Below are 11,642 nucleotides of genomic sequence, written 5' to 3' on the forward strand. Positions count from 1 at the left end.
CCTAAAAAGGATTATTGTTAGAAAAAGGTTCCGCTATCGCTACGCCGAAATTTTTCAGCCGACAGGTGGCGGCAAACTCATCCTGACGATTAACGAACAGGCACGGTTCCCCTTCGCACTCCAGCACGGAGCAAGGAACTTCAATATCGCTTAGCGCCTGGCTGAGCTTATGCATCACTGACCACGCGCTATCGCCTGCCGGACTCAACAGTTTAAGCGCCACCAGACTATTCTCGGTGCTCTGCCCGTTTTGCGGAATCGGTTCAACCTTTGACCCCGCAAAACCCGCCGACCAGCGATAGTTTTGCGGCAGACGGTGAACAATTGAGAGCTGTAATGTATTCACTTTCTTTCCCCGGAAGCACAATTACTTCACAATTTAATTACATTTATATTAACACATCATTGACAACCCGTCCTTAAACAGATTGCTAACGCCCTTCTCTCCGTCAGTGGCTCTACAGCAAGCGGGAGTTAAAATAGTTTTACCGACGCGGAGATAGCGGCGGGCTATATGTACCCGTTTCTGCGATCTAACTCAACCTTTTTAACTACAATGATGTGACTTTTTACATAAATGGATTTTACATAAAATAAACATAAATGAGGAAAATGATGAATTGGTAATTGATATGCATCAACTATGAAAGCCGTTTGGCTTTGCCATCGTGTAGCGGATAGCGTCCCCCAACGCCGCCTGCGCATTCTCAGTCGCCATTGAGGGACAGCGCGCCCGTCACCGTTTTTTGGGACGGCTGGCGTAGAGATAAAACAGAATGGAACAGGCGGCGCAAAGCGCAATCGACCAGATCATCGGCCACGCACTGGTAAAGGTAGCCAGCGACAGCAACGCGCCGACGATAGCGCCAATACCAAAGCGGAAAGTGCCCGCCAACGAAGACGCCGTTCCGGCCATATGCGGAAACTCATCCAAAATGACCGCCATCGCATTGGACGAAACCATCGACACACAGCCGACAAACGCCGCAACGCCGACCACCAGCGCCCAGAATCCAATGCCCATCAGCGCGCTGAAAACCATCCACACCGCCATCGCAAACTGAATCCATAGCCCGGCCCGAAACATGTTTAGCGCCCCTACCCGTCTGACAAAACGGCTGTTGATAATCGTCATCACAAACAGAAATACGATGTTCAACGCGAAGTAGTAGCCGAAATCCTGCGGCGGAACATGATTAATTTCGATATAAACAAACGGCCCCGCGCTCAAAAAAGAGAACATACCGGCAAAACTAAACCCGCTCGCCAGCATATAGCTCAGTACGCGTTTGTGGCGAAACAACGCGGCAAAGTTACCTATTGTGGTACGAATATGAAAAGGCTGACGCCGCTCAATGGGCAGCGTCTCTTTAATCAAAGCAAAGATCATGACTGACGCCAGAATCGCCGCAATGGCCAGTATCCAGAAGATATAGTGCCAGCTTAACCATACCAACACCCAGCCGCCGACAATGGGCGCCATTAACGGCGCTATCGTAGTGACCAGCATGACAAATGACATCATGCGCGAAAACTCTTCCTTTGGATAAATATCCCGCATCAGCGCATTGATGACGACGCTTGCCGCTGCGGCCGCCAAACCGTGAAAGAAACGCATCACGATCAGTTGATCGATAGTCTGCGCCAACGCACAGGCGACCGCCGCAGCGGCAAATACCAGCGTCCCGCCCAGGATGACCGGCCTACGCCCGAGGCTATCTGCCATCGGTCCATAGATAAGCTGACCCAGCGCAAACCCCAGAATATAGGTACTGAGCGTCATCTGCGCGCTACCGGCAGGCACGCCGAATTGCGCAGAAATCACCGGCAGCGCTGGAAGATACATATCAATCGACAGCGGCATTAACATGGCCAACAGGCCAAGAATAAAGACAATGGCAAAGGAAGAGTGCTGCCGGGTGGTCACATCGAACTCCTGAATTTAACGAGATAGTTAGCCGACGCTGGCGATTTCTTCTTCAGTCAACGGGCGGTACTCGCCGGGAGCCAGATTCTCATCCAGCGTAATGGCGCCAATCCGTTCGCGGTGCAGTTCCACAACGCGATTGCCTACTGCGGCAAACATCCGCTTCACCTGATGATAACGGCCTTCGCTGATGGTCAGACGGACCTGCACAGGCGTTATCACCTCCAGCGTAGCGGGTTTAGTGAGATCTTTTTCATTATGCAACTGCACGCCTTTCGCAAATTGCGCTGCCGTATCGTCGGCCACCGGCGACTCCAGGGTCACCAGATAGGTTTTTTCACAGTGATGGCGCGGCGACGTAATGCGGTGCGACCACTGACCGTCATCTGTCATTAACACCAGACCGGTAGTATCGATATCCAGACGTCCTGCGGCATGCAGCTTATACGCCACCGGCTCATCCAGGAAATACAGTACCGTTGGATGATCGGGATCATCGGTTGAACAAACGTATCCCTGCGGCTTGTTAAGCATAAAATAGCGTGGCCCGTGTTGCTGCGCTAAGGGATTGCCGTCATACGCAACCGCATGTTCCGGGAGCAGTTTGAAGGCCGCATTTTTAATGATGTCGCCATCGACGGTAACGCGGTTACCACGAATTTCACGCCCGGCAATAGCGCGGCTGACGCCAAGCTGCTGAGCGATAAATTTATCAAGTCGCATGTGTGTGATTTAGCCTGTAATAATACGGAAATCGGGCATTCTACCCGAAAAAAGGGAATTGCTATCCGCTCAGTATAGCGGGCTAACTATATCCCTCAAGGGAAATGATTCATGGCATACTATTCCCGGAACCGTTTAACGTAGTGAGACCATGATTTTTACACTCCGCCCCTACCAGCAAGAAGCCGTAGACGCCACGCTCAACCACTTTCGCCGCCACCGTACGCCCGCCGTGATTGTTCTGCCGACCGGCGCAGGTAAAAGCCTGGTGATCGCCGAACTGGCGCGCGTCGCCCGCGGACGGGTACTGGTGCTGGCGCATGTGAAAGAGCTGGTCGCGCAGAACCACGCCAAATATTGCGCGCTGGGGCTGGAAGCGGATATTTTCGCCGCCGGACTCAAACGTAAAGAGAGTCAGGGCAAAGTCGTGTTCGGCAGCGTACAGTCGGTGGCGCGTAATCTTGACGCCTTCCAGGAGGAGTTTTCGCTGTTGATTGTCGATGAATGCCACCGCATCGGTGACGATGAAGACAGTCAGTATCAGCAAATCCTCACTCACCTGAGTAAAGTTAATCCTCACTTACGTCTGCTTGGGCTAACCGCCACGCCTTTTCGCCTCGGAAAAGGCTGGATTTATCAATTTCATTATCACGGTATGGTGCGCGGCAACGACAACGCTCTGTTTCGCGACTGTATTTATGAACTGCCGCTGCGCTATATGATTAAACACGGCTATCTGACGCCGCCTGAGCGGCTTGATATGCCAGTGGTCCAATACGATTTCAGCCGCCTGCAGGCCCAAAGCAATGGGCTGTTCAGCGAAGCCGACCTGAACCGCGAGCTGAAAAAGCAGCAGCGGATTACGCCGCACATCATCAGCCAGATTATGGAATTTGCGCAAACGCGCAAAGGCGTGATGATTTTCGCCGCCACGGTCGAACATGCGAAAGAGATTGTCGGTCTGCTTCCGGCGGACGACGCGGCGCTGATTACCGGCGATACGCCAGGGCCCGAGCGCGATGCGCTGATTGATAATTTCAAGGCGCAGCGTTTTCGCTATCTGGTTAACGTCTCGGTGCTGACCACCGGCTTTGACGCCCCACACGTTGATCTCATCGCGATTCTACGTCCCACCGAGTCAGTTAGTCTTTACCAACAAATTGTCGGGCGTGGTCTGCGCCTTGCGTCGGGAAAGACCGATTGCCTGATTCTTGATTACGCTGGCAACCCGCACGACCTGTATGCCCCGGAGGTCGGTAGCCCGAAGGGAAAAAGCGATAACGTCCCTGTCCAGGTATTTTGTCCGGCCTGCGGCTTTGCCAACACCTTCTGGGGGAAAACCACTGCCGACGGCACGCTGATTGAACACTTTGGCCGTCGCTGCCAGGGCTGGTTTGACGATGACGACGGCCATCGCGAGCAGTGCGATTTTCGCTTTCGCTTCAAAAACTGCCCGCAGTGTAATGCCGAAAACGATATTGCCGCCCGACGCTGCCGGGAATGTGACGCCATTCTGGTCGACCCGGACGATATGTTAAAAGCGGCGCTCAGGCTCAAGGATGCGTTAGTCCTGCGCTGTAGCGGAATGACGATGCAGCATGGGCAGGATGAGAAAGGCGAATGGCTGAAAATCACTTACTATGACGAGGACGGCGCGGATGTCAGTGAGCGCTTCCGCTTGCACACGCCCGCCCAGCGTACCGCTTTCGAACAGCTATTTATTCGCCCGCATACCCGCACGCCCGGCGTTCCTTTACGCTGGATCACGGCGGCGGATATTGTCGCGCAGCAGGCGCTGTTGCGGCATCCCGACTTTGTGGTCGCGCGGATGAAAGGCCAGTACTGGCAGGTGCGTGAAAAAGTGTTCGACTATGAAGGCCGCTTCCGCCGGGCGCACGAATTACGTGGTTAATTGTACTTTTCATTGATGTAACGGCGATTTGAGTATAGAATCCCGCCCGCCTTTGCATACGCAAAGCAGATCACTTACCTGTTGCTGGGTCGCCTGTAGCAGGAATTATTAAAGAGAGATTTAAATGTTTACTATCAACGCAGAAGTACGTAAAGAGCAGGGTAAGGGTGCGAGCCGCCGCCTGCGCGCCGCTAACAAGTTCCCGGCAATCATCTACGGCGGTTCTGAAGCCCCGATTGCTATCGAACTGGACCACGACCAGGTGATGAACATGCAAGCTAAAGCTGAATTCTACAGCGAAGTTCTGACCCTCGTTGTTGACGGTAAAGAAGTAAAAGTTAAAGCTCAGGCTGTACAGCGTCACGCTTACAAACCGAAGCTGACTCACATCGACTTCGTTCGCGCGTAATCGCCTGGAAGTTGAAGAAAAACCCCGCCCCGGCGGGGTTTTTTTATGGAATTTAGTTCGCGGTAAAGATGAATCACACTTGCCGGATAAGGCGTTTCCTCCCCCATCCGGCAAGCGACTTTATTTCCCGCCCGACGTGCGTCGCTGCAACTGATCGCGCAAATTCGGCGGCGTCCCTTTGATAGTCAGGGTATCGGTCGCCGGGTCCCAGAAAATCCGCTCGCCCAGCAGCATCGCATCAAAGTTAATCGTTAACCCGCCGCCGCTGCCGGCATATTTGGTTAACTGGCGTAGCGTACTGCGATCCGCCGGGAAGCTCTCTTCCAGCTCATAGCCTTTTTCGGCGGTAAATTCGCTGAAGCTGACTTCACTGACGCCGGAAAGCTCTTTAGACAGCGATTCCAGCTCAATCTCTTCCCCGGCTTGTAACTGCTCGTTGCAGTAGCTGTACACCTGCTGGCGCACGTTCTGACGTTCTGCTTTATCCAACTGCGCTTCTGCGGTGAAATCATCCACTGCCTGCAACAGGCCGCGATTCTGCGCTTTGGCGTTCAACCCTTCGCTGGCGCCGAGGAAATCCATAAAGAAGTCAGCGACCTTGCGCCCTACCCGACCTTTCAGGAACGTCAGATAGCGGGTCGATTGCGGATTAGTTTCCCACTCGGTAAGATCGATACGTGCCACGATATCCGCATGGTTGATATCAAGATAATGCGTCGGGTTAATGTCCAGATTTTCATTGACCCGCATACTACTCAGGTTGTTCAGTACCGTAACCAGCAGATACTCCACCGCCAGGTAGCGATAATGGCAGAACAATACAATGCCGCCGTCCGCAAAGGGATATTTCGCCAGTTCGTCACGCAGGCGTCCGGTCGCCGCCCGGCTAAAGGCAAGAAAATCTTCTTCCCCCTGACGTTGCAACCGCAGCGCTTGCGCCAGTTCACTCTCTTCGCTAAACAGGCCATACGCCTTATTCTTGGCGCTATAGACCCGATGCAGTTCAGCCACCATCTCGACAACGGTGGTTGTCGGCTCCAGCAATGAATCGCGCAAGACCAGCTCAAGATTTTGCTCATCGCGCTTGATAAGCTGGTGCAGGGCAATCTGGTTGATATCCAGACTCATGATAAACTCTCCTTTAAGACTGGGCGGTATTCAACCACCGCCTGCCGGAAGACGCAAGCAATCGCCCTGCCATTTCAGGCGTTATCCGTAACGCGAATGATTTAGGGGATAAAAATGCAGAAAAAAAACTGTTGCTACGGTAATATGTTGCCCTTTCATGAACAAACAGATTTTGATTTATGCCACAACTCTCCCGCTATAGTGATGAACATGTTGAACAATTGCTGAGCGAACTGCTCAGTGTACTGGAAAAACATAAGGCGCCGACCGATCTTTCCCTGATGGTGCTGGGAAATATGGTCACCAACCTTATCAACACCAGCGTTGCGCCGGCTCAACGCCAGGCGATTGCGAACTCTTTTGCCCGCGCCTTGCAGTCTTCGATTAGCGAAGACAACGCGCACTAAAAAGCCGACTCCGGAGAAACAAGCGACAGGTATGGTAACTCATCGTCAGCGCTACCGTGAAAAAGTCTCCCAGATGGTTAGCTGGGGGCACTGGTTCGCTCTGTTCAATATACTGTTGGCTACGTTGCTCGGCAGCCGTTACCTGTTTGTCGCCGACTGGCCGACAACGCTTGCGGGTCGCATATACTCCTACCTGAGCATTGTCGGGCACTTTAGCTTTCTGGTGTTCGCCACCTATTTGCTTATTCTTTTTCCGCTCACGTTTATCGTGATGTCCCAGCGGCTGATGCGGTTTTTATCAGCCATTCTGGCGACCGCGGGCATGACGTTGTTGCTTATCGACAGCGAAGTCTTTACCCGTTTTCACCTGCATCTTAATCCCATTGTCTGGGAGCTGGTCATCAACCCTGACCAGAACGAAACGGCGCGCGACTGGCAGCTTATGTTTATTAGCGTGCCGGTTATCTTATTGATTGAGATGCTATTTGCGACATGGAGTTGGCAAAAGCTGCGCAGTCTCACGCGCCGCCGCCATTTCGCAAGGCCGCTTGCGGCATTCTTTTTCGTCTCCTTTATTGCATCGCATCTTATCTACATCTGGGCAGACGCTAATTTTTACCGGCCGATTACCATGCAGCGGGCAAACCTGCCGCTCTCTTATCCGATGACGGCGCGACGTTTTCTTGAAAAACACGGTCTGCTGGATGCGCAGGAATATCAGCGCCGTCTGGTAGAGCAAGGCAATCCGGAAGCGGTCTCCGTACAGTACCCGCTCAGCAATTTGCACTATCGCGATATGGGCACCGGTCAGAATGTGCTGCTCATTACCGTAGACGGCCTGAACTATTCTCGCTTTGAGAAGCAGATGCCGGAACTGGCTACATTTGCCGAACAAAACATCGACTTCACCCGTCATATGAGTTCAGGGAATACCACTGATAACGGTATTTTCGGCCTGTTCTATGGCATATCGCCAGGCTATATGGATGGCGTGTTATCCACCAGAACGCCTGCGGCGCTCATTACCGCGTTGAATCAGCAAGGCTACCAACTAGGACTGTTTTCTTCGGATGGTTTCGCCAGCCCGCTTTACCGTCAGGCATTACTGTCCGATTTCTCGATGCCGACAGCGCAGACGCAGTCTGATGCGCAAACGGCCAGCCAGTGGATAGACTGGCTTGGGCGCTACGCACAGGAAGATAACCGCTGGTTCTCATGGGTATCGTTTAACGGTACTAACATTGATGACAGTAATCAGAAGAATTTTGTTAAGCGTTACGCCAGCGCCGCCAGCGACGTGGATGCGCAAATCAATCGGGTTCTGAACGCGCTGCGAGAGGCCGGTAAATTCGACAATACCGTCGTGATCATTACCGCAGGACGCGGCATACCGTTGACGCCGGAAGAAAATCGCTTCGACTGGTCGCAAGGTCATCTGCAAGTACCGCTGGTGATCCACTGGCCGGGGACGCCTGCGCAGCGTATTAATGCGCTTACCGATCATACCGATGTAATGACCACGTTGATGCAACGCCTGTTACATGTCAGCACGCCAGCGAACGAATATTCACAGGGCCAGGACATCTTTACCGTTCCACGTCGCCATAACTGGGTAACGGCGGCAGACGGCAGTACGTTGGCAATCACGACGCCGCAAATGACCCTGGTGCTCAATAATAACGGTCATTATCAGACCTATGACTTATACGGCGAGAAGATCAAAGATCAGAAGCCGCAGCTCAGTCTGCTGCTGCAAGTGCTAACAGAAGAGAAACGTTTTATCGCTAACTGATTAATTATAAATCAGTTAGCACCGTTTCCCCTTGCATTCGCGTTGGAAAGAGGTAGTATTAGCACCCACAAGTCGGCACGTAGCGCAGCCTGGTAGCGCACCGTCATGGGGTGTCGGGGGTCGGAGGTTCAAATCCTCTCGTGCCGACCAAAATTCCCCTTAAAAACCAGCCTCTCAGGGCTGGTTTTTTTATGCCTGCAATTAAAAAGTTAGCTGATGCCAGAGACGTTATTTTGCATGAACTGATTTTGCATGAACTGATCGGACATCTTTCCTGTGCAGTGGTCACAGTAAAGTCAATGCAGGCAAATAACGTAAACCATGTTTGTACTAAAACAGAAAAAGCGCATCTACACCCTATGCTGGAAGAAATGTTCGCAGTGGCAGGTAAATGAGTAAGCAATCTGTTGCAGCAATAATAAAACGTTCTGGTAAGGTAAATGGCTTACCACTTCTTTGTCACTAACAATTAGCCTCCCTGTCGCCATAGGGCCGATAACGATCGGCTAGTCACAACACGTTTTTGTAGACAACGTACTGTGATTAATTACTCCTTCAGCCAGCAACTCGCTAATTGTTATTCAACTTTAGAAATTATAACTAATTGAAGCACCTACAAAATTATGCCCTGAATTTTTATCCGTGAGTGATCCATTCGAGAAATGCCGAATATAAGCTTCTGTAGAAAAAGCCCCAAAGTTCCAACCAAGAAACGCTTTTTCCCCAAAGGTAAATGCAGAATTGACACGCATATCATCTCGCGACTTAGATTTTATATAAGCCCCCAGACCAATACCGGTATAGATACCAGCGAAATGAACCAGCGCCACATCCTTCGAGATACCCAATACGCCCTGGTTATATTTATTGCAGGGAACGCTGCCAGAATGTTTACTGCAATCATCGTTCCCCTTAGCCTTAAATCCTCCTAACTCCAGATTATTTCTTGCCTGTAAAAAGAAAAAATCGCTGGGTTCACTGTATGTCAGAAAAGCCGTATATAAGTGCTCAACCCCTCCTCTCCTTATACTTTCTCCCCCAGCAAAAGAGATCTGATGTTTGTTTCCCTTACCAAAAAAAACATTATCATTAGCAGAACATGCGAATGCACAAGGTAATAATAGATATATAAATATTCTTTTCATATACACTCCACCACCATTTCAATGTCAATAGCTATTTTTAACCGACTAATATATTTAAAATTTTCTACGCCACACTTACGCTCACAGAAACGGCTGATATAGCATCCAGTATTAATATTATTTTCATAATTACTCCAACCAGCATTTTTGATGCAAACAGGCTGGACATGGACTGTGTGCAGACATCAAAACATACTCACTACGCTTTCCCCTTGAGTCGCCCCAACGGGTGCTCAAAACGCCGCGAGTGTTGTTCAGGCACATCCAGGATAAGTTATAAGTGAATGACGCTCATTCCTGACCACATTTTCATTTATGATAAGAATATCGTCAGAATCTCTTTATCGCATAAAAATACCTCTGCTATTGACTTAATATTTAATTTAACAGATGTCGCGGTTTATTCGTTCTGCTCAGATGTATTTCATTGACATTAATAAAACAATAAATAAATTCAATTAAAATAATTTGTTAATAATGACAAACTTTAGACACTATGACTTTTAATAAGGAATTTCCTGCCAGTAAAGATAGTCTGGGCTTACGGGTGCAAGGGCGCAGCTACATATGCCACACTTCTGTTATGTCACATTGTCCGAAAAAAGCGTCCAGACCAGTATTCAACCTCAGGGAGTATTCTGTTTTCTCTCACAACGGGTTGTTTTATCCTTTCTATCGTTCAGCTAATTACTCGCCTGTCACAGGTTTTACTACTTACCCATGCACTAATTAAGGTAAAATTTACGCGCTTGACAATGTGGCAAATCTGGACGATTTCCGCGCTGAAAACAATAATCATTCTAATAAAACTCAGGAGATATAGCATGCCTGAAGTAACACCTTTTCAGGTGCTTATTGTGGACGACCATCCACTTATGCGGCGAGGTATTCGTCAATTACTGGAACTGGACCCGGCTTTTTATGTCGTTGCCGAAGCGGGTGACGGGGCGAGTGCGATCGATCTGGCGAATCGCATTGAGCCCGATCTGATCCTGCTGGATCTGAATATGAAAGGTCTGAGCGGGTTAGATACCCTGAACGCGCTACGCCGGGATGGTGTGACGGCGCAAATTATTATTCTTACCGTCTCGGATTCCGCCAGCGACATCTACGCGCTGATCGACGCCGGTGCCGACGGTTATCTGCTCAAAGATAGCGATCCAGAAGTGCTGCTGGAGGCCATTCGCAAAGGCGCTAACGGCGGTAAAGTCTTTAGCGATCGGGTCAATGAATATCTGCGTGAGCGCGAACGGTTTGGCGCGCAGGAAGATCCCTTTAGTATCCTGACCGAACGAGAGTTAGATGTCTTGCATGAGCTGGCGCAGGGGCTTTCTAACAAACAGATTGCGTCAGTACTGAATATTTCTGAGCAGACGGTTAAGGTGCACATTCGTAATCTGCTTCGCAAGCTAAACGTGCGCTCGCGCGTCGCGGCGACCATTCTATTTTTACAAACACGCGGAATGCAGTAACAAGCCAGGCCCGGTGGCGCCACGCCACCGGGCCGTCAGGGCATTATTTATCCTGCGCCAGCCGGATACTGCGCTCTATCACCGCCCGCCGGGCGTCACCCGCCGGCAGTAACTTCAGCATCATCTCCCAGGCCGCCACCGCCTCATCAAAGCGCTGCTGCTCAAAGGCGCTGAACGCATACAGGCTTAACACCCGGATATCCGTGTGGTCACGGCTCACCAGCCGGCGCAGCAGCTCCCCGCCGCGGCGGTTATCCTCCGGGTCGGACGAGCGCGTCAGCGCCTCCGCGTAGCCCAGCGCCGCATCGCTGTTTTTCGGGTCCAGGCGACAGGCGTTCGCATACGCCCCGGTGGCGGTACCGGCATTACCCAGTACCATACCGATGCGTCCCAGCATGAGCCAGCCCTCAACATTGCCGGCATCATTCTGCAGGCGGGTGCGCAGCCCCAGCGCCAGCCGCGCCATCTCCTCCTCATTCAGCGGCTGCGCCTGCGGGTCCAGCGCCCGCGCCAGCAGCCCGGGCGTCTGCGCCGTTGCCTGCTGCCAGGCCCTGACCTGCTGATAGCTGCCGGTCTGTGAGTAACTGATGGCGGCCACGACCAGCGCAATGACGGCCCCCGGCACGTAAACGCCCCACCCGGCGCGCGCGCCGCAAACCGGGGTGTCCGCCGGCAGCGGCTCCCGGCGCAGGCGCACCCGCCGGCGCGTGCGGGCAACGATTATCCA

12 protein-coding genes, 1 tRNA gene and 1 pseudogene are annotated in these 11,642 nt (G+C 51.7%); 8 read left to right on the forward strand and 6 right to left on the reverse strand.

The window, feature by feature from the left end; translation table 11 throughout:
* Position 1: 1 nt before the first annotated feature.
* The 3 genes from J4645_RS09680 to rsuA all read right to left on the reverse strand — a co-directional run bounded on the left by J4645_RS09680 (position 2) and on the right by rsuA (position 2,650).
* On the reverse strand, positions 2–346 hold the full coding sequence (locus J4645_RS09680) for a YejG family protein (RefSeq protein ID WP_001094639.1): 345 nt from the start codon (positions 344–346) through the stop codon (positions 2–4).
* Between the two features lie 390 nt (positions 347–736).
* Positions 737–1,927, reverse strand: coding sequence for a Bcr/CflA family multidrug efflux MFS transporter (locus tag J4645_RS09685; RefSeq protein WP_023215255.1), 1,191 nt, complete (start codon positions 1,925–1,927; stop codon positions 737–739).
* Between the two features lie 27 nt (positions 1,928–1,954).
* Positions 1,955–2,650, reverse strand: coding sequence for a 16S rRNA pseudouridine(516) synthase RsuA (rsuA, locus tag J4645_RS09690; RefSeq protein WP_001234836.1), 696 nt, complete (start codon positions 2,648–2,650; stop codon positions 1,955–1,957).
* 151 nt (positions 2,651–2,801) lie between these two features.
* On the opposite strand from rsuA, the gene J4645_RS09695 reads away from it, so the two are divergent.
* Entirely contained in the window at positions 2,802–4,562 is a 1,761-nt protein-coding gene (locus J4645_RS09695; RefSeq protein WP_023215256.1) for a DEAD/DEAH box helicase, read from the forward strand.
* A 124-nt stretch (positions 4,563–4,686) separates the two neighbouring features.
* Positions 4,687–4,971 carry a 50S ribosomal protein L25 gene (rplY, locus tag J4645_RS09700; protein WP_000494192.1) on the forward strand — a complete coding sequence of 95 codons (285 nt, stop codon included), beginning with the start codon at positions 4,687–4,689 and terminating at the stop codon, positions 4,969–4,971.
* 120 nt (positions 4,972–5,091) lie between these two features.
* Here the strand turns inward: rplY and yejK are convergent, their stop codons facing one another.
* Positions 5,092–6,099 (reverse strand): nucleoid-associated protein YejK, encoded by a 1,008-nt coding sequence (gene yejK / locus J4645_RS09705; protein ID WP_000050812.1) that lies wholly within the window; start codon positions 6,097–6,099, stop codon positions 5,092–5,094.
* A 179-nt stretch (positions 6,100–6,278) separates the two neighbouring features.
* Here yejK and J4645_RS09710 point away from each other — a divergent pair, with 179 nt between their 5' ends.
* From J4645_RS09710 to J4645_RS09725, 5 genes and pseudogenes are all read left to right on the forward strand, one after another.
* Positions 6,279–6,506 carry a YejL family protein gene (locus J4645_RS09710; RefSeq protein WP_001135904.1) on the forward strand — a complete coding sequence of 76 codons (228 nt, stop codon included), beginning with the start codon at positions 6,279–6,281 and terminating at the stop codon, positions 6,504–6,506.
* Positions 6,507–6,537: 31 nt separating this feature from the next.
* Positions 6,538–8,298, forward strand: a complete 1,761-nt coding sequence (gene yejM / locus J4645_RS09715) for an LPS biosynthesis-modulating metalloenzyme YejM (protein ID WP_023215257.1) — start codon at positions 6,538–6,540, stop codon at positions 8,296–8,298.
* 73 nt (positions 8,299–8,371) lie between these two features.
* A tRNA-Pro gene (locus tag J4645_RS09720) sits at positions 8,372–8,448 on the forward strand.
* Positions 8,404–8,496: pseudogene (locus J4645_RS22220) on the forward strand (hypothetical protein); the annotation flags it as partial. The gene J4645_RS09720 and the pseudogene J4645_RS22220, both read left to right, overlap by 45 nt.
* Positions 8,490–8,693 carry a DinI-like family protein gene (locus tag J4645_RS09725; protein ID WP_001110923.1) on the forward strand — a complete coding sequence of 68 codons (204 nt, stop codon included), beginning with the start codon at positions 8,490–8,492 and terminating at the stop codon, positions 8,691–8,693. The pseudogene J4645_RS22220 and the gene J4645_RS09725, both read left to right, overlap by 7 nt.
* Positions 8,694–8,885: 192 nt before the next feature.
* On the opposite strand, the gene pagL is transcribed toward J4645_RS09725, so the two are convergent.
* Entirely contained in the window at positions 8,886–9,449 is a 564-nt protein-coding gene (gene pagL / locus J4645_RS09730; RefSeq protein ID WP_077946956.1) for a lipid A 3-O-deacylase PagL, read from the reverse strand.
* 818 nt (positions 9,450–10,267) lie between these two features.
* Between pagL and narP the strand changes: the two genes are divergently transcribed.
* Entirely contained in the window at positions 10,268–10,915 is a 648-nt protein-coding gene (narP, locus tag J4645_RS09735; protein ID WP_001115500.1) for a nitrate/nitrite response regulator protein NarP, read from the forward strand.
* 43 nt (positions 10,916–10,958) lie between these two features.
* Here the strand turns inward: narP and J4645_RS09740 are convergent.
* A partial coding sequence (locus tag J4645_RS09740; RefSeq protein WP_109261956.1) for a c-type cytochrome biogenesis protein occupies positions 10,959–11,642 on the reverse strand: 684 nt, incomplete at its 5' end.

This window comes from Salmonella sp. 32082101201600294FB01SM01 (assembly GCF_017572865.1).
Lineage (GTDB): Bacteria > Pseudomonadota > Gammaproteobacteria > Enterobacterales > Enterobacteriaceae > Salmonella > Salmonella enterica.

Coding starts and splice junctions, on each gene's coding strand:
- rsuA (WP_001234836.1), bottom strand. CDS start 2,650: ATGCGACTTGATAAATTTATCGCTCAGCAGCTTGGCGTCAGCCGCGCT.
- J4645_RS09695 (WP_023215256.1), top strand. CDS start 2,802: ATGATTTTTACACTCCGCCCCTACCAGCAAGAAGCCGTAGACGCCACG.
- rplY (WP_000494192.1), top strand. CDS start 4,687: ATGTTTACTATCAACGCAGAAGTACGTAAAGAGCAGGGTAAGGGTGCG.
- yejK (WP_000050812.1), bottom strand. CDS start 6,099: ATGAGTCTGGATATCAACCAGATTGCCCTGCACCAGCTTATCAAGCGC.
- J4645_RS09710 (WP_001135904.1), top strand. CDS start 6,279: ATGCCACAACTCTCCCGCTATAGTGATGAACATGTTGAACAATTGCTG.
- yejM (WP_023215257.1), top strand. CDS start 6,538: ATGGTAACTCATCGTCAGCGCTACCGTGAAAAAGTCTCCCAGATGGTT.
- J4645_RS09725 (WP_001110923.1), top strand. CDS start 8,490: ATGCCTGCAATTAAAAAGTTAGCTGATGCCAGAGACGTTATTTTGCAT.
- narP (WP_001115500.1), top strand. CDS start 10,268: ATGCCTGAAGTAACACCTTTTCAGGTGCTTATTGTGGACGACCATCCA.